At 33.6% G+C, this 18,276-nt stretch carries 20 protein-coding genes and 2 pseudogenes; 20 read left to right on the top strand and 2 right to left on the bottom strand.

Going from position 1 to position 18,276, the window contains the following annotated elements; translation table 11 throughout:
• Together AC1DFT_RS19685 and AC1DFT_RS19690 are read left to right on the top strand one after the other, a co-directional pair.
• Window positions 1-600: pseudogene (locus AC1DFT_RS19685) on the top strand (anti-sigma factor); the annotation flags it as partial.
• 239 nt (window positions 601-839) lie between these two features.
• Window positions 840-1,712, top strand: a complete 873-nt coding sequence (locus tag AC1DFT_RS19690) for a phosphotransferase (RefSeq protein WP_478161187.1) — start codon at window positions 840-842, stop codon at window positions 1,710-1,712.
• Window positions 1,713-1,846: 134 nt separating this feature from the next.
• Here AC1DFT_RS19690 and AC1DFT_RS19695 read toward each other — a convergent pair.
• A pseudogene (locus AC1DFT_RS19695) lies at window positions 1,847-3,069 on the bottom strand (IS110 family RNA-guided transposase).
• Window positions 3,070-3,493: 424 nt separating this feature from the next.
• Between AC1DFT_RS19695 and AC1DFT_RS19700 the strand changes: the two are divergent.
• The 17 genes from AC1DFT_RS19700 to AC1DFT_RS19780 all read left to right on the top strand — a co-directional run bounded on the left by AC1DFT_RS19700 (window position 3,494) and on the right by AC1DFT_RS19780 (window position 16,405).
• Entirely contained in the window at window positions 3,494-4,375 is an 882-nt protein-coding gene (locus AC1DFT_RS19700) for an aminoglycoside 6-adenylyltransferase (protein ID WP_478161189.1), read from the top strand.
• A 60-nt stretch (window positions 4,376-4,435) separates the two neighbouring features.
• Window positions 4,436-4,855, top strand: coding sequence for a DUF2750 domain-containing protein (locus tag AC1DFT_RS19705; protein WP_478161191.1), 420 nt, complete (start codon window positions 4,436-4,438; stop codon window positions 4,853-4,855).
• A 301-nt stretch (window positions 4,856-5,156) separates the two neighbouring features.
• Window positions 5,157-5,732 (top strand): sigma-70 family RNA polymerase sigma factor, encoded by a 576-nt coding sequence (locus AC1DFT_RS19710; protein ID WP_478161193.1) that lies wholly within the window; start codon window positions 5,157-5,159, stop codon window positions 5,730-5,732.
• Window positions 5,729-6,763, top strand: coding sequence for a DUF4179 domain-containing protein (locus AC1DFT_RS19715; RefSeq protein WP_478161195.1), 1,035 nt, complete (start codon window positions 5,729-5,731; stop codon window positions 6,761-6,763). Before AC1DFT_RS19710 ends, AC1DFT_RS19715 begins: the two co-directional genes overlap by 4 nt.
• 571 nt (window positions 6,764-7,334) lie before the next feature.
• Window positions 7,335-7,811, top strand: coding sequence for a hypothetical protein (locus tag AC1DFT_RS19720; protein ID WP_478161197.1), 477 nt, complete (start codon window positions 7,335-7,337; stop codon window positions 7,809-7,811).
• 200 nt (window positions 7,812-8,011) lie between these two features.
• Window positions 8,012-8,545 (top strand): GNAT family N-acetyltransferase, encoded by a 534-nt coding sequence (locus AC1DFT_RS19725; RefSeq protein WP_478161199.1) that lies wholly within the window; start codon window positions 8,012-8,014, stop codon window positions 8,543-8,545.
• A gap of 147 nt (window positions 8,546-8,692) precedes the next feature.
• Complete coding sequence (locus tag AC1DFT_RS19730; protein ID WP_478161201.1) at window positions 8,693-8,881, top strand: hypothetical protein; 189 nt, start codon at window positions 8,693-8,695, stop codon at window positions 8,879-8,881.
• Window positions 8,882-9,090: 209 nt separating this feature from the next.
• Window positions 9,091-9,564, top strand: a complete 474-nt coding sequence (locus tag AC1DFT_RS19735; protein ID WP_478161225.1) for a GNAT family N-acetyltransferase — start codon at window positions 9,091-9,093, stop codon at window positions 9,562-9,564.
• A gap of 183 nt (window positions 9,565-9,747) precedes the next feature.
• Entirely contained in the window at window positions 9,748-10,368 is a 621-nt protein-coding gene (locus AC1DFT_RS19740; protein ID WP_478161203.1) for a hypothetical protein, read from the top strand.
• 145 nt (window positions 10,369-10,513) lie between these two features.
• On the top strand, window positions 10,514-10,789 hold the full coding sequence (locus AC1DFT_RS19745; protein WP_478161205.1) for a YesK family protein: 276 nt from the start codon (window positions 10,514-10,516) through the stop codon (window positions 10,787-10,789).
• A gap of 121 nt (window positions 10,790-10,910) precedes the next feature.
• The gene (locus AC1DFT_RS19750) at window positions 10,911-11,285 is read left to right on the top strand and encodes a DUF3139 domain-containing protein (RefSeq protein WP_478161207.1); all 375 of its coding nucleotides are present in this window, start codon (window positions 10,911-10,913) and stop codon (window positions 11,283-11,285) included.
• Between the two features lie 88 nt (window positions 11,286-11,373).
• The gene (locus tag AC1DFT_RS19755) at window positions 11,374-12,279 is read left to right on the top strand and encodes an aminoglycoside phosphotransferase family protein (protein ID WP_478161209.1); all 906 of its coding nucleotides are present in this window, start codon (window positions 11,374-11,376) and stop codon (window positions 12,277-12,279) included.
• Window positions 12,280-12,454: 175 nt separating this feature from the next.
• Complete coding sequence (locus AC1DFT_RS19760) at window positions 12,455-13,015, top strand: hypothetical protein (RefSeq protein ID WP_478161211.1); 561 nt, start codon at window positions 12,455-12,457, stop codon at window positions 13,013-13,015.
• 164 nt (window positions 13,016-13,179) lie between these two features.
• Window positions 13,180-13,779, top strand: coding sequence for a dienelactone hydrolase family protein (locus AC1DFT_RS19765; protein WP_478161213.1), 600 nt, complete (start codon window positions 13,180-13,182; stop codon window positions 13,777-13,779).
• Between the two features lie 231 nt (window positions 13,780-14,010).
• The gene (locus tag AC1DFT_RS19770; protein WP_478161215.1) at window positions 14,011-14,742 is read left to right on the top strand and encodes a class I SAM-dependent methyltransferase; all 732 of its coding nucleotides are present in this window, start codon (window positions 14,011-14,013) and stop codon (window positions 14,740-14,742) included.
• Between the two features lie 185 nt (window positions 14,743-14,927).
• Entirely contained in the window at window positions 14,928-15,800 is an 873-nt protein-coding gene (locus AC1DFT_RS19775; protein ID WP_478161217.1) for a GNAT family N-acetyltransferase, read from the top strand.
• Between the two features lie 113 nt (window positions 15,801-15,913).
• Window positions 15,914-16,405: an N-acetyltransferase family protein gene (locus tag AC1DFT_RS19780; RefSeq protein ID WP_478161219.1), complete on the top strand. Its 492-nt coding sequence runs from the start codon at window positions 15,914-15,916 to the stop codon at window positions 16,403-16,405.
• Window positions 16,406-16,698: 293 nt separating this feature from the next.
• Here the strand turns inward: AC1DFT_RS19780 and AC1DFT_RS19785 are convergent, their stop codons facing one another.
• The gene (locus AC1DFT_RS19785; RefSeq protein WP_478161221.1) at window positions 16,699-17,790 is read right to left on the bottom strand and encodes a CotH kinase family protein; all 1,092 of its coding nucleotides are present in this window, start codon (window positions 17,788-17,790) and stop codon (window positions 16,699-16,701) included.
• A 234-nt stretch (window positions 17,791-18,024) separates the two neighbouring features.
• Here AC1DFT_RS19785 and AC1DFT_RS19790 point away from each other — a divergent pair.
• On the top strand, window positions 18,025-18,276 hold a 252-nt coding region (locus AC1DFT_RS19790), incomplete at its 3' end, for a CotG/ExsB N-terminal domain-containing protein (protein ID WP_478161223.1).

Genomic DNA, 18,276 nt, shown 5'->3' on the forward strand with positions numbered 1-18,276 from the left:
AGTGCTGACCAATTGCAACTCGATCATACGCAAGACGACTTTTTCGGTAAAATGAGAACAGAAATTCAATATGCGATTAGAAATGAAGCAGGACAATTAATTAAAAGCACAAAGTATTTAGAAGGTGAACAACCTATGATCAATATTTCTARTACAAGTGGTGGAGGAACAGATGTATTAGGGGAAACGATTTACACAACTTCTRTTCCGAGCCATACAAAGCCAGAGACATTAGAGGTGCTTGCAATGCAAGCAAATGTTTTCAGTTTATACGAGACGGAAGTGAGTGCTGCAMAGTTACAACCATTTCAGTTTGAAAACGCAACATATATAATCGATGCATTAGAAATCAAACAAGACACATTACATTTACAAATTTCTACGGAAGGAGAGCCAGAAGTTCGTGCAGAAAGTTGGGAGATGGTCATTAACGATCGTTTATTTGTTTCTGACCGAACAACTGTAAATTTTATTGATAATCGAACCGTTTATAAGTTACAATTTGACGGTCACGAACAAATTCCAAGCACATTCAAATTAGTGCCTGTTACTGTAAAGATAATAAAGGAAATTGAACCGATCGTATTAGAATTAGACTGATTACAAAACTCTTACCTGGAAAATAATTACATGCGGAGTCATATTATACAACTATCGAGTGCTTTACTTCAAGATGGGGTAAAGTCTTTTTCTTTTTGAACTAAAGTTGCAGTTTAGTTCAAAAAGGTTTTGTTTTAGAAAATTTAATAATCAAAAAATTGAATAATGTTATAATTCGTAAATAAGGAGGTAATTGAAATACTTAAGTTTCAAAAAAATTAACTATTGAGGATTGACAGATGAAAAAAATTAATGAAATTATTGATTTTCTAATTAATAAAGGTTTGATAGTAAATGATGGTTTGGAAGTGAAGAGTTTAAATAGTGGTACAACAAATGGTGTTTTATACACTCTTCTTTTTAAAGAGATACCAACCTATGTGATAAAAATTGACACCACTAAGACTATAACTGCAACTAAGGATTTCCTTGTGGCTTATAATGATGTAGGATTGTTGCCAGATGTTCTTTATACAGACGATGAAAAAGAATTTATTGCCTACTATTATATTTCTGGAGAGACCCATTTTAATCGAGGTTCTAAAATAGAATGGATGACAATTTTAATTAAAGAGTTGTTCAATAAATACAAAAAGGTGGATAAAGACACACATTGGGGTAGGATCAATGGAATATATAGAAATTCTTGGTCAGAATTTAACCAAAGTAGTTTGGAGTCTGCCCGAAAGAATATAGGAGATTTATTTCCAAGTGAGGACCATAGAAGAATCGAGGTTTTGGTAAATAAATTAAAATCATATCATGAACAAGAAGTGAAGTATTATCTACATGGAGATACTGGTGTACATAATTTTGTATATTTGGACAACAAATTAAAAGGAGTCATTGACCCATCACCATTAATCGGTCCGAAAATATACGATTTTACTTATTCGTTTTGTTCATCGCCTGATAGTCTAAATTTAAGTACGCTTTCTTCATTGTTTTCGTTGTGTAATATTCATGATTCTTTTACTGAGGAACGGCTTTTAGATGAAGTTCTTTTTCAGTTATATACACGTATTGGAGTATGTATTAAAGTTCATCCGCATGACCTAAATGATTATTTGCAAGTCTGGAAAGAATGGAAGAAATATCTTCCCTCTAACTAAATAGTGATTCTTATTCAACTCCCATGAAAATTAAAATCTTCGATTTAGAGAAAAAGACAATACGAAATCAGACGCAGCTCATTTATTTTTTAAAAAAGTGCAGCGCCTAAATGAGAATCAAATTGTGGGTTGGATTAGGAGGCATTTGGTTCAGCGATTGTAACGTTGTAACCTAAGTTTTCAAGTCTTCGAACAGAATATCGTACAATTGATTGTTCTTTTTGCTTGTCAAAGTAATCTTCTCCTAAATCTACGTACATCTCTTTGCGGGTTAAGAGATAATAGGAGATTCTTAAAATGGCATGAGCGACAGTTACTCCTGCACGCTTTTTACCTTTTCGGGATGCAGTACGTCTATACAATGCTCCTAGATATGTTTTGGAACCTTTGACAGAATGAGCGGCTTCTATTAATGCAGATTTCAAATATTTATTTCCTTTTTCATGTTGGTTGATTTTCGCTTACCGGCACTCTCATTATGTCCAGGTGTTAATCCTGCCCAGGAACATAAGTGAGCCGCACTGGGAAATTGTTTCTCCACATCAGTTCCGACTTCAGCTATAATCTGTTCGGCCATACGAGTGGCAATGCCAGGGATAGAATCCAACCGTTCAATATCTTCTTGATGGGAGGATAATCTAATAGCCACCTCTTGGTTTAGCAGCTCAACCTGCTCAGATAAAAAATCAATATGAGTTAGAATGGTTTTTATCATTAACCGTTGATGTTGATTGATATACCCACGAAGAGCGAGTTCAAGTTCAGTCTTTTTTTTCTTCATTGATCGTCGAGCTAAACTTGCTAACTTTTCTGGATCGTCTTTGCCATCGGCGATGGCACGAAGCATATCAAGAGCAGAAACTCCCATGATGTCGGAGACAACGGAGCCTAGTTTGATATTCGCTCCTTCTAAAACCTTTTGAATCCGATTATGTTGTCTAGCACGCTCTTCAATAATACTTCGGCGATATCGAACTAACTCTCGTAGTTCTCGCTGATTCCTGTCTGGGATGAAACTTGCTTTGAGTAGACCGTGACGAAGAAGTTTGGCAATCCATTCGGCATCCTTCACATCGGTCTTGCGACCTGGTACTGCTAACATATGTTGAGCATTGACTACTAAAAACTCAATACTCTCCGCTTCTAATAAATTAACAATAGGCTTCCAAAATACACCTGTACTTTCCATTGCTACGTGAGTACAACCATGCTCCTTAATCCAGTCGATTAACTGTAATAGAAATACAGTTTTAGTGGAAAACGTTTGAATCTCCTTTCCTTTTGGTGTCATAATACATGCAGTAACGGAATCTTTATGGACGTCCATTCCACATGCGCGTTCAATGATTACTTCCATTGTAATCATCCTTTCTACGGCAAATAGTATTGGAGGCTGGTGCAATAACCAGAGTAGGATTAATCTCCCATGAGTGCTTCCCGTAAGGGAGCGACAGTCTGTGATGCACCGTGGTCGTTGGAGTCAGACTAACGGAAGGGCTTTATGGCACCATAGATCATCGACCTTCTTCTCCCAGCCGTAGAATCAGTATAGACGGTTTTTCACCATTTTCATTCTCTGTGGTGAAGCGCTGATTTTGCGCTTCATGGATGGCTAACGGGTAGCTTTAGTTAAAAAAAGTGGCTGCCTGTAAGGGTAGCTTTTTTTATTGAACTAACGAAGCAGTTTAGTTAAAGAAGAAATGTATTGTAATTTAAAGGGAACATTACAGTTTATATAGAATTAAATATTAATCAGAGATCCTTACGAGGAGGACTAACACTTGAGAAACGAAAAAGAGATGTTTGATTTAATAGTAGGCATAGCTCAAAAAGATGAACGTATTCGAGCTGTTTATATGAATGGTTCAAGAACCAATTCTAATGTTCCAAAGGATATTTTCCAAGATTATGATATTGTTTATGTAGTCACAGAAACAGCCTCTTTCATAAAAGATGAGGAATGGATTAATTCTTTTGGAAATTTAATTATGATTCAAGAACCCGATAAAAATGGTAAATGTATTGGGTTAGATTTGGATTTTGAAAAGTCTTATGGATATTTAATGCTCTTTACAGATGGTAATCGAATCGACTTACATATCAAAACAAGAGAAGCTATGATTGAAAACTATACGAAGGACAAACTTACGATTCCTTTATTGGATAAGGACAACATTCTTCCTAATATCCCTAAACCCACAGATAAGGATTATTGGGTAAAGAAACCATCAAAACCTCTCTTTATGAATAGTTGTAATGACTTTTGGTGGTGTCTGCAGAACGTTGGAAAAGGAATATGGCGTGATGAGTTGCCCTATGCAAAACAAATGTTTGAGTTGGTAGTAAGAGTTAGGTTAGACGAGATGGTTTCTTGGTGGATCGGCATAAAATATGATTTCCAAGTTTCTGCAGGCAAGATGGGTAAGTACTTTAAACAATATCTCCCTGAATACTGTTGGGAAATGTATAAAAAAACCTACTCTGACTACAATTATAAGAATTTTTGGAGTTCGATATTTGTGGCTTGTGAATTATTTAGAGTGTTAGCAAAAGATGTTGCTGAACAATTATTATTTACATATCCAATGGATGACGATAAAAAAATGAAGGAATTCCTTAAACAAATTAGGCAATTACCAGTTGACGCACATGGTATTTATTGAATGAATATTCAGTTTTTTATAAGAAACTGAGTTTGTAATCTTCAACTAACGGGTGCTTTAATGAAATATAGAGCTGATAATACAGCTCTCTTTACTAAACACAAAGTAGGTGTTATTTTGTCTCAAGCAGCTGCACAATGGAATGCATTTATAAAAGAAATTATTAATCATCGTAAAATATGGACAATTAGAGACGAAGGTGGTATTCCAACATCAACAAATATTGACGGTGAAACATCAATGCCATTTTGGTCTTTGAAATCGAGGGCAGAAAAAATCATTGAAAATGTTCCCGATTATAAAGGATTTCAACCATATGAAATAGAATTTGATGATTTCCTCGATCGATGGTTAAAAGGTCTAGAAAAAGATGGATTATATCTAGGTGTTAATTGGAGTGGAAAAAGAGCAGTAGGTTATGATATAAATCCGAAAAGGGTTTTGGAACGTATTCATTATGAACTTAGTTTAATTGATTAATCTTGTTCAACTAACGGGTGCTTTACTTCAAGAAGGAGTAAAGCTTTTTTCTAATTGAAAAAACCAGCAGGTTAGTTTAATAAGAATTTACTAATGAACTCAAATATAATTTAATGTTTTTGAAACCGAAAATACCTGTCTTTGGCAGGTTTTTTTGTTGTAGTTTAAGAAACAAAGGGAAAGGTATTCCAGCTTTATGATTAATATTGAAAACAAATTTTATTAAATGTGAGAAAAAACGTGTATATGTTACGTTGTATATAGTGAGAGGGATTTTACAAAAAGTAAGGAGACAAATCTTATGAGATCTACCGACCATAATTTTATAAAACGGCTTAAACGTCAAAAAGAAGATGCTTTAGAATATGCAGTTGATAAATATTTACCGTTAGTTAAGGGCATTACCTATAAAATATTGTCCCCGTTAGGAAACCCCGGACTAGTTGATGAATGTATAAATGATGTTTTTTTAACTATTTGGCATCACGCAAATCAGTTTGAAGGGGACACGGATGATTTTCGCAAATGGCTCTGTGTGGTCGCAAAATTTAAAGCAATTGATACCTATCGAATAGCAAACAAACGAGTGGGAGTTGAAATTGTTGGTACGAATGATTTTGAGGTAGGTAGTAGCCCTTCTGTAGAAAACGAAGTTCTCGTTACTGAAAATAAAAATGAACTATTAAAGCTAATGTGTGGGTTTGAAGTGATTGACCGAGATATTTTTATGATGAAATTTTTCTTGGACATGACAAGTGAAGAAATAGCAAAAAATCTTGGTTTAACGAGAGCCACAGTCGATAATCGCATTTATCGTGGAAAGAAAAAACTAAAACAACAACGGACTAATAATATTTTAGGAGGGACTTTTGCATGAAAGATATCTATGAACATTTAAATAATATCAAGCTAAATGATGAAGATTTTGAAGAAATGGAAGTAAATGAAGTCGAAAAAGCACGAGTAAAGGCAATATTAAAGCAATCGATTGAAAAGAACCAGACACATCACCTGAGAAAACCATCAGCACAAAAAAAATGGGGCTATGGTATAGGGGCAGCAGTTTTGGCTTTTGGATTGTTAGTCGCTTCTACGATGGTGTCTCCAGCTATGGCTATGGTTGTGTCTTCTATTCCCGGTATAAGCTCCATTTTTAGCTATTTAGGTGATTCGGGACAAAAAAAGGTTTCAGAACTGGCTCTAACAGAAGTTGTAGAACAATCCAAAACGGCCAATGGGATTACCATTAGTCTGGGAGAAATATTCTATGATGGTACAAGGTTTAATATTAGCTATTCGGTCGTTTCCGAAAAACCAATTGTTGAGCAATATATTGAAATAGCTGGATACAAAATAGATAAGCAAGAGGTTCCAGGTGGAATTGGAATAAATAATATCATCGAAACAGCAAAAGAAACAGTAGGGTTCTTACATGTCGATCCTTATTGGCAGGATAAGTCACAACCTGATGAACTAAACTTGGAACTGAGCTTCAAAGGACAGTCAGGCGAACAATGGAGTTTTACTACTCCAGTTACGAAACAGAATAATGAAGAAATCGATATTGGTCATTCAGAAAGAAGAGGGGACTTTAGATTCACGGTAGACAAAGTAATACTTGGTCCAAGTGGTCTGCTACTCAGCTATGAGGCTAGAAGTTGGGAAATAGGTCATTTGGAGATGTTTCTAAAATTCCGAGTGGTGGATTCATCAGGTAAGGAACTAGAAATACTCGAAGGAACCGTGTATGACGGAGATGGAAAAATGGTTTATGAGCCTATTAATGAAAGGGTAGATGAATTGACCATAACACCGTTTATTGAACTTCCGGAAGAAAAAGTAGATATGAAAATTTACGAGAATAAGAACTACAAATTCGACAGCTTTAATGTGAAAATTCCACGATAAAATAATTCAAACTGTAGAGCGTTAATCTAAACGGATTAACGTTCTTTTATTAAGCATCTTCAACTAACGAGGTGCTTTACTTCCAGAAGGAGTAAAGCCTTTTTTCTTATTGAACTAAAGAAGCAGGTTAGTTTAATAAGACGCTATGGTAAAATATAGGCAATAGTTCATTGCTAAGGGATAGTGGATGTAATATGAATAAGATGGTTGAAACTTTTAAAAATATGTTCTTGGATTCAGTTTCGATGGGCAAAGGTTTTATATATGGATTTGTAATGATTGGATTGTTGATTTTAATCGGTGGTGTATTATTATACGGTCTTCTGTTTCTAAGAAATCTTATATTTTAACCATTGTTTATGAATTAGTAATCAACTTCCTTTTTGACTAACGGGTGATTTACTTAAGAAGGAGTAAAGCACTTTTTCTTATTGAACTAAAGAAGCAGTTTAGTTCAATAAGAAAGATGGATTTTTGATGGGAAATTTCAAAAAAGGAACCTCTATTCGTTTCAAACGTATTAAAGTAAAAGTGCAGAAGAGTTGAACAAACGAACGGKGGAATTATTGATATGAAATCCAAAAAAACAGTAGCGATAATAGCTATCGTTATACTATCTATTGTTGTTTTAATAAATCTGTTAAAGAAAGATTTATGGGATGTTAACTCGGAATTATTGAAAGAAGAAGTATTATCCATTGAACAATCCGTTCAAACTGTAAATTTATCAAATTTAACCCCCTTTGAATGGGATGTAGCATATTCTTTTGACCCATATATATCAAAAGATACGATATATGAAACAGTTGGATATAAATGGGGTGATATTATAGAAACAGTTAGTGAAGGAGTGAACCAAGTAGTTTTTTTAAAGGATGAAAAAGTAGTTTGTTATTTGTATGGATACCCTGAAAATAATGGATACGGAATATTTTTCACAAGTGAAAATAATACGGAAGTAACCTCAGCTTCTGTACTTAGTATCGAGAATGATTTAACCTTTGAAGTAATAAGAAGTGATGAAGTCATATTATTAAGTAATAATTAAGTAAATACATCTTCAACTAACGGGTGCTTTAGCAAAACATGGCCATCATTTCGATGGTATATTTTTATGTCTAAAAAATTTAGTTGATCTCAGATATGCATTGTGAAATGTTACACTTAAACTAAAGGGGTAGGTTAGTTGAATAAGGAAATAGGAGTTTGGTTGAGGAATTTTTTTAGAATATAGATTGGGGGATTTTAATGTCAGACATAATCAACACTCAAAATTGTATAATTCGAACAGTAAAATTAGAAGATGCCGAAGCCCTTTTAGAAATAACAAATTCCATTATTTTCGAAAGAGATTATTTCATCATAGTACCTGAAGAGTTAGAAAAAAGATCTGTAAATCAACAAAGAGAAAAAATACAAGGGGTATTAAACAATGAAAATGAAAATTTAATAGTTGCAGAGATAAATAGTGTGGTTATAGGTTCGATTGTGTTTCGTTCTCATAATTTAAAAAGACTATCGCACACTGGCACTATTTCAATGTCTATAAGTGAAAAATATAGAGGTATGGGAATAGGAAAAATACTTATTAAAGCATTGTTGGATTGGGCAGAAAACCACCCACTAATTGAAAAGGTGAGTTTAGGGGTATTCTCCACAAATCATAGGGCAATTTCATTATACAAGAGTATGGGATTTATGGAGGAAGGTCGTAAAGTTAAAGAATTTAAGGTAAATGAAAATAAATATGTGGACGATATTCTAATGTACAAGTTCGTTTAATCATAATTATATTTTGTTAAATATTGTACTTCAACTAACGGGTGCTTTACTTCAAGAAGGGGTAAAGCATTTTTACTTATTTAACTAACGCAGCAGGATAGTTTAAGAAAAACAATAGCAGAACAGTCGTTTTATGGGGGAGAAATAGTGATAAAAAGAATATTCAAGTCTTGGGTAGCATGGGTTGTTGGTGTGATAATAGCAGCACTTGCAATTAGTTTTTGGAAGAACAAAGAGGTTGATTGGGACCAGATAATTACTTTAAGCATAGTTGGTCTAATAGGGGGAATTATTGGGAATGTAATAAGAAGGTTCTATAAGAAGGAACAAAACTGATATTTCATTGAAAAAACGGGGACTCTAGTAGAACAGGTCTAATAGATGATAGTCTTAATTGTTATTCACTATCGGGTGCTTTAGTTAAGCAAGTGGCTGCCTGTAACGGTAGCTTTTTAGAGTTGAACTAACGCAGAAGTTTAGTTGAACAAAGATATCTATTGGGAGATAGAAGAATGAATACTTAAAATAATATACATTCCATAAAAATTAGAAATTTAAGCATAGATGACTATGAAATTGTTTTAAATTGGAGTAAGGATGACATTTTTTGTTTAGGGAATGGATGGGAGAAAAATAGAAGTGAAGAAGAATTATATAGATGGTGGTTTCATTGTATAAATAATGAACCTGAAGATTTTGTTCGAATGGGAATAGAATTGGAAGAAAGGTTAGTTGGGTATGCAGATTTAGCCTGTATTAAAGATAATACAGCTGAATTAGGTATTGCAATTGGCGAGAGTACATTATGGGGGAAAGGAATTGGGGCTAATTCTCTTCTATGTATGATGGATTACGCTACTAAAAAGTTAGGAATTACAATATTTAATGCAGAAACCCACGAAGAGAATATTCGTTCCAGAAAAATGCTTGAGAAAATAGGATTTATAGAGATAAGTAGGATTGGAAATGAAGAATACTTAGGCATGGAAAACCAACTAATACAATATAGGTTTAAATAAATGTGCTTCTATTCTTTATTCAACTAACGGGTGCTTTAGTGAAACAAGACCATCAAATTCGATGGTCTTGTTTCAAGTTAAAACATCAAGAAGATTTCGATGATTCAATGTTACACTTTAATTAACACAGCAGTATAGTTGAACAAGGTTTGGAAAGAATACCCCTAAAAGAGGTATAAGAAAATGAAAAAAGTAGTTTTTATTGTCTTACTTTTGATAATTTCAATTGGGGCTGTTGAGAAAGTATCGGTTGGTTCAATAGATTCAGCTGACGGTACATTTAAAGTCGATGAACAACAAGAATTATCAATAAAACAAGCGATTGAATTAGCATATCCCGCTGCTTTGGAATGGGATGAAAATGCACAATTACTAGATGCGATAAATATAGACTTAGATGATAAGGCTGAGAAGTCAATAGGAAGCAATGGGAAAAGAAAATATTGGAATATTAATTTTGGAGTACCAGATACCCATAAGAATTTTTTGGTAACCATTTATAAAGGGGAAATTGAAGAAAAAAAAGATTTAACAGTGGACGGTAACTCTCCTTATCCCAAAAAGGATTTTATTTCCTTAGAAGATATTAAATATGATTCACCAGAGTTGCTTAAAAAAGCCCTGAAAATGGGCAATGTTTATCCTGGTAAAGACTGGGCGAAAGGTTATAATTTTATGCTTATAAAAAATCAAGAGACCAACATTACCATGATGTTAGTGGTAGGTTGGAATCGTGATGGGTCAGAAATGAAAGCAGCGGGCTTTAATGCTTTGACAGGAGAATACATTAAACCTGATTTATAAGTTATTGTTCCTTATTCAACTAAGGTCGCAGTTTAGTTGAAGAAGAAGGTTTTTTTGCGATTGCGTTGAATAAGTTAATATATGTAAACTTTTTGACAAAAATCATTGGACTAATTTGTGGAAAAACATAACAGGGGGTAATTAAATGGATGCTTTGATGTTAGAGGGATGGACTCCTATATTGCTTTGCGGAATTGTGTTTGCAATTGGGATGTTTATTACATCCCGTAAAGTTTCCAAAAAATCTTTATTTTCCACCTCTACTGTATTAAGTCTGATTTGTATCGGGGTAATTATTTATAGCGTAATTGGAGTTGGTGGTTGGGAAGGTATGGGACTGGGTTTATTTACGATTACTACGTTAGTAGGAATATGGATAGGTACTGTTATGGGAGCTATCTCAAGGAGTTCAAATTTATAAGAATGTCATCTCGTTTTTTACTTATTTTTCCGCAATCGGGTGCGATTGTTCAATAGAGCAATCGCTATTTCACTAACGCGGCAGTTTAGTAAAAATATAGGTACCAAATAGGGGGGGGACAATGAGAAGAAAAAAGAGGATTATTAAAATTATTCTACTGGTTATTCTTATTGGATTAGTAATTGTGCCGTTAGTATCAATACAAGCAAATAAATATATCTACAAAAATAGAGTAACTACTTACCTAATTGAAGAGATGGGCTTTGAAAAAGAGGATATTGAATCTATTGAGGGCAAATGGGGATTTAAGCTTCCAGAATACTTTGCAGTTGTAACCTTCAAGAATGAACCATATGTTGAGTATACCTATTTTGCCCATGACAAGGATGTATTTCAATTCAATTACAAAATCACTGACGAAGCACAGAAAGAAGGTATTAAAGAGGAAGACCTAAAGAATTATAATCCACGTTATCAAACTAACGCCGCAAGTTAGTGAAAAAAGGCAATGTATTTTTTTCATAGAAATATACAAGTTTAAGAGTATTGAATTGATTTCAAAATTTAATAACAGGGGTGAGGGTGTGAATAAAACACTAATAAAACAGATTCCTTTAATAAGTAATTGTAAAGAAGTTATTGAAATTAAAAAGGGGTTTTCCACAGATGAAAAATATCTAATACATATGCAAGATGGTAACAAAAAACTATTACTTCGGATGTTTAATTTAGAAGAGTTGGAACTAAAGAGGACAGAATACTCTATTATGGAAGGGTTGCAGGATTATCACGTCACTTGTTCACAACCGATTTCAATTGGTGAGGTAGGAAATCGGGGGTATATGATTACATCATATATAGAAGGTAAGGATGCTGAGGATGAAATCTCAAAATACTCAGACCAAGAACAATATAATATTGGTATTGATGCAGGAAAAGAATTAAGGAAAATGCATCAATTATCTGCTCCAAACCATATCTCTTCGTGGTATTCAAGAAAAGTTGAAAAGCATAAGAAATATATAGATGCTTACTTAGCGTGTGAGGTAAAGGTTAAAAATGACCATAAAATAATGGGTTTTATTGATGAGAATATCCATCTCATGAAACAACGCCCGAACTTATTTCAACATGATGATTTTCACCTTGGAAACATCATCGTGAATAATAAAACATTTGCTGGAGTTATAGACTTTAACAGGTATGATTGGGGAGATCCAATTCATGAATTTCTAAAGATAGGAATTTTCAGCCGAGAAGTAAGCATTCCTTTTTCAATAGGACAAATCAGAGGTTATTTTAATAATAAAGAGCCTGATGAAGATTTTTGGAGGTTGTATTCACTTTACCTAGCGATGTGCGTTTTCTCTACTGTAGTATGGACTTTAAAAACTATTCCAAACAACATGAATGAGATGTTAGATAAAGTTTATATGTATTTAGAAGATCATGATTACTTTAGCAGATTAAAGCCTAAGTGGTTCCAATAGAATAAAGGTTTGTGAAAGATTGTACTTAAAGTAACTGGTGCTTTACTTAAAGAAGGAGTAAGCCGATTTTTCTATTGAATTAAAGCGGCAGTTTAGTTCAATAAATATTGGGGTTCTTGCGGTTCATTACAAATTTATTTAGGGGGATTTTAAAATAAAAAGAAATTTTTATAAAGTGTTAATCATTGTTGTAGGAACAATTGTACTTTTACTTTGGATTAGTGGATGGCTTAATCTTTGGATAAATGGGATTGGTGTTATTGCCGACGATGTGGAAGGTTATCAACTTCATTCATATCCTGTTGGCGGAGATTATACTCTTAAGCTTGATTTGAGTGATTTTGAAATTAAGGAGGGGAAAGTGCTTTATGATGATGGTGAGAATCAAATTTACGTAAACAAAGTATGGGTCAATGATAATTCAAATTATCAAGTTAGCTTTAAGTCGAGTGGAACATATAATTTAAGGGGGGCAACATTAGTATCTGGTAATGAACATGCAAGAGTTGAAAATGGTTTTACTTATGATAATCAGGTTGACGCAACAGCAACATATCAAGGGAGTACTTTTAAAATCTATTCTTCTGGTTCATCTGGTTTAAATTATAAGGATGGAGATTCATTTGAATTTTATTTGTTTCCGCATGATAATGAGGTAGAGCTAGATATTGAAAAAGAATCCATTATAGAAGTGAAACTTTCTAATTTGCATATGCATAATTGGGAGAAAAAATAAAAGTTGCTTAATAAGTCTCTTCAACTAATGGGTGCTTTAGCAGGACAAGGCTGTCAGTAGACAGCCATTATTCTTCTTCAACTAAAGTGGCAGTTTAGTTGAAGAGGCAATGATATAATATCTTATTAAATAATCTAATAAGAATAGCTTTACAGGAGGAATAAATGATTGAGTTAATGCATACAAAGACTGATACTGCAATTATTGTAATACACGAAATTTATGGTATTAACCAACATATGAAAAGTTTTTGTAAATTTTTATCAGAACAGAATTTTGATGTTATTTGTCCAAATTTATTAGGACGTGATGCACCTTTTGAGTATTCTCAAGAGGAATTAGCTTATCATCATTTTATGGAGAACATAGGTTTTGAAAATGCATTACATAAAATAAAAGCTGTATTATTGGATATTAAAAATGAATACAAAAGAATATATGTTGTCGGGTTTAGTGTTGGTGCCACTTTAGCTTGGTTATGTAGTAAGGAAGAATCTGTTGATGCAATAGTGGGGTACTATGGTTCACGTATTAGAAATTTTGTAAGCATAACACCGAAATCACCAACAATACTATTCTTTCCACAAGAAGAGAAATCATTTAATGTCGATGAGTTAATTTCAGTTTTAGATAAAAGAAAAATTAAGATATTTAAATTTAGTGGTCAACATGGATTCGGTGACCCGTATTCTTCTAATTATAATAAGGAGTCAGCACAAAAAGCATCTTACCAAATGTTGCTTTTCTTTCAAAATTTACTTTAATTCTAATTAACTTCAACTTCAACTAACGGGTGCTTTACTACAAGAAGGAGTAAAGCCTTTTTTCTTATTGAACTAGAGCAACAGGTTAGTTCAATAAGGACTGTATTATGCTAAGTATACAAATTTTTTAATGAGGAGAAAGAAATGGTTAGAAGGGGATGGATAGCATCCTGGATTAGACGTTGTTTTAATTTTAGGAGGCAAACTTAATATTTAGGAGTTGTATACATTATGAAGCAAAACAAATATGATAATGTTAATTTCTTTTCTGCATATAAAAAAATGGAACGTTCAGTCAAAGGACTTGAAGGTGCAGGAGAATGGCACGTATTAAAAGGACTTTTACCAGAATTCCAAAATAAAAGTGTACTTGATTTGGGATGCGGTTTCGGTTGGCATTGCCGTTATGCTAGTGAACAGCAAGCAAGGTCTGTTATTGGAGTAGATATATCTGAAAAAATGCTTCAACAAGCCCGTGAAATGACTAATGATTCCTTAATTTCATACGTTAAAATGCCAATTGAAGACATTGACTTTTCAGACTCTCAATTTGATGTTGTCATCAGTTCATTGGTTTTTCATTATATTAAGTCCTTTGATACTCTCTGTAAAAAGGTCTATGCTTGTTTAAAGCCTGGAGGTTCTTTTGTATTTTCGGTTGAACATCCAATTTTCACTTCTCGGAACGAACAAGATTGGCATTATGATGATAAAGGGAATCGTCTGCATTGGGCAGTTGACAATTACCAATTGGAAGGTTTACGTGAAACATCATTCCTAACTGAAAATGTTATAAAATATCATCGTACAATTTCAACTTATATCAATGACTTAATTATTGCTGGTTTTAATATAAGATCAGTCAAGGAACCAATTCCCTCTGAGGAGATGTTAAAAAGTATACCTGAAATGAAAGATGAACTCCGTAGACCTATGTTCTTAATAATTTCAGCAGAAAAATAAATGTTTATAATACGTTCCTATGAAATGTAGGGGCGTTTTTCTTATTCTACTAACGGGTGCATTAGTTAAACAAGTGGCTGCCTGTAAGGGTAGCTTTTTTATTGAACTAACGCAACAGTTTAGTTGAAGAAGGATATTAGATAGTAAAATATACTAAGAATAGAAACAAAATAGGGGGATTTCTAATGCATATAGACATTAAAACAGAATTAGAATTAATGGAGTTTGATAAATATGATGTCTTAGGTTTGGTAGAACTATCTAGATCAGTTGGCTGGGATTATGATGAATATGAAATCAGAACTGTAATGTCATCTGGTAAAATATACGGACATAAAAATACTGTGGGGAGAATTATTTCGAGTGCTGCAATAATACCTTACGATACTGATTTAGCTTCAATTGGTATGGTTATTGTTAATGATGAATATAGAGGTATTGGTTTAGGGAAAAAGGCTACTCAGAAATGTATAGACAGTGTTTCTCAAAATACATCAATAATGTTAATTTCAACTGAGGATGGGAAACCCTTATATGAAAAATTGGGCTTTATTACTGTCGACTCTGTACATAAGTATTTAAGTGATAATTATATTCCACCTAAATTGTTTAATAATCAACAAGAAATTACCATAGAGAAATACCATGAAAATGATATTAATGAAATTATTGAATTAGATTCGGCTGCGTTTGGTGATAGAAGAAGTAAATTACTTTTTAACAGGATAAATCAATCAAAACAATGTTTAGTTGTTAGAAATCTAAAGGGGAAGATTATTGGATTTGGATTATCCATATTAGGTCCTCAAAATCTATTAATAGGACCTATTGTAGCACCAGATGTACAAACAGCTTCCTTAATAATTGATGAGTTACTTATTAATCATCAAGGAAAGTTAAGGATTGATGTGCCATCCAGTAATGACGAGTTAATGTTGTTCTTGCAGGAAAGGGGATTTGTAAAAGTTAGTAATCCACCGATAATGATAAAGAACTCTAAAAATATGCCATATAGGAATAAAGAGTTATTTGCTATAACTGCACAAATCTTTGGTTAGGGATAGCAATATCCTTGTTCAACTAACGGGGCAGTTTAGTTGAACAAGGTTTTTACAGGGAAATGAAGAATTTAATAGTTAAGCAGTATTCAAATAAATTTAGGGGATGAATTATGGTAATAAGAGAGATGGACTTATCAGATGTTGAAAGAGTTAGGGCTATTGCAGTTGCTACGTGGAGGAATACATACAGTCGGTTTATTCCAGAAGAAATACAAGATAAGGTTTTAAAGGATGCTTATTCTACTGAGGAGATGAATAATCGGTTTAGTTCCTCTTTAAATTTGGTTGTTGAAAATAGTGAAGAGATTATGGGATATGCTTTTTTCTCAGGAAATTTATCCGATAAAGATGTCTTCTTAGAGTCCTTATATATTCATCCTAATCATCAAGGAAAAGGACTTGGAAAATTACTATTGCTAACAGGACTTGAGAAATTCAAAGAACCCGCTACTTTATCTTTAACAGTGTATAAAGGAAATCCTAATATTTCCTTTTATGAAAGAGAAGGCTTCGAGGTAATAAAAGAAAATAAGGGAGAATTTTATGGACATCCAGTAGTTTTTACTCTGATGAAAAAGAATTTGGATAACTTTGTGAAGTAATCTACTTAAACTAACGGGTGCTTTAGTAAACAGTTGCTGCTTTTAAGGGCAGCTTTTTCTTATTAAACTAAAGAAGCAGTATAGTTGAAGAAAGGAAGCTAAAATGACTTCACTATTACACGGAATAATCTCCGTGGAACTCGCTTAGCTGATGAACTATAACTAAAATAAAAAGACCACGTAAGAAGAACACCACTTAATCGATTTTATATTACAGTACAGATAATTGTGATTCAAGCGACAACAACCCCCTTACCACATGGAAAGAGGGTTTTGTAAGTTAATGAAACAACTTAATCTAATGTATCTAATCTCCCTCTTATATATTTCGCCCGTGCTTCAATAAAATCCAATATATACTCCGGTTCCTTATCAAATAAATGGATATCGTCTTTTTTATAAGGATCTTTTTGAATATAAGGCCTTATTAAATCATGCATACCTTGTATTTTCGGTTTCAAATAGTCTACATTAAATTTGTTGTTTAGAATATCTACTAGCAAGTTTTTGTATTGACGTCGAAATGTTTTCACGTCGAGAATCCTTGCGGTTAGCGTATTAAATCCTTCGATTCGTAAATAGTCTACCTCCATCACTTTCCCGTTTACATCCCTTCCCCATGTTGCATCGTAATCCCACGGGATGACTTCGAATAGCCTCGTTTCGCTATTCTGGTATAGTGCGTAATTGTGAACAAAACCATCAAAATTTTGGGTGAAAACAACGCCAGCCAACCAGCGGAGATACTGATCAACATGGAGATATTTCACAACTTCATTTTCAAATTCAGCTTTTGAAATGGTATTAATTTCAATAATCATTTTTTGTAAATGAAATTCATCTTGTTCTGTCCCACATTTTAGTTCATAGCCAACCTTAAGTGATTTTTTTACTTCTTTATCAAGATCACTCATCAACGAAAAGTTAGCATCGCCATCAACTGCATAGAATATTGGTCCTTGTGGTAGTTGTCGATTCTTAAGGAAATGCTCATCCACTGATTCTAATTCCAAATAAAGCCCCTCATTTTTCCCATTCAATTTCATATATACAAATTGGGACTTTGGCGATAAGCACCCTATTTCATTGAAAAAATCTAGCGATAATTTATTTCTTAATAGAGAAGGATCTTTATATTCTGCGTTGATATGAATTTCTTTGGCATTTCTATACGTACTTGGCTTATAAAATGAAATGTGATACGACTTCTTTCGAAAATCCCGGATATGGGAGCCACGATAGGCGATATCAATATCATACTTTCTTTTGTTAATCTTTAGCTTGGCAGCGATAGGATCGTCACACCATATATCTTTCCGAAGTTCACTTAAATCTAAAGGATGAATAAAAAGCTGATATTCAGGTATTATTATGCCATTATCCACGCGAATTATTTCCTTTCTTTTTTAAATTATTCGTATAAAACAAAAATGTAAGATTCCACAAAAAGATATAGAGTTTATATTTTACTTTCGCAAACTATGCGATTGTCTCTAACATCTTTAGTATAACCTCATATATTACGATAAGGGAAAGAAAAGTGCATAGGCATGGATTTGATTCTTTTTGAAAAAGGAATCTAGCTTCTTTCTCTAATAAAGATGAAAGGAGGTTTGAATATGTCACTTATACAGAATGCAGTAGAAATGGCTAACAACTCAGGGTTAGGTCACTTCATGCACCAGGATCCTATTAGTAACGAACGATGCACGAGCAGGAGACGTCGTACTTCTCGAAACCAGCGACGCACGAGCAGGGTACGTCRTACTTCGCGAAACCAGCGACGCACGAGCAGGGTACGTCRWACTTCWCGAAACCAGCGACGCACGAGCAGGGTACGTCGTACTTCACGAAACCAGCGACGTACGAGC

This window comes from Psychrobacillus sp. 05T411 (assembly GCF_056396485.1).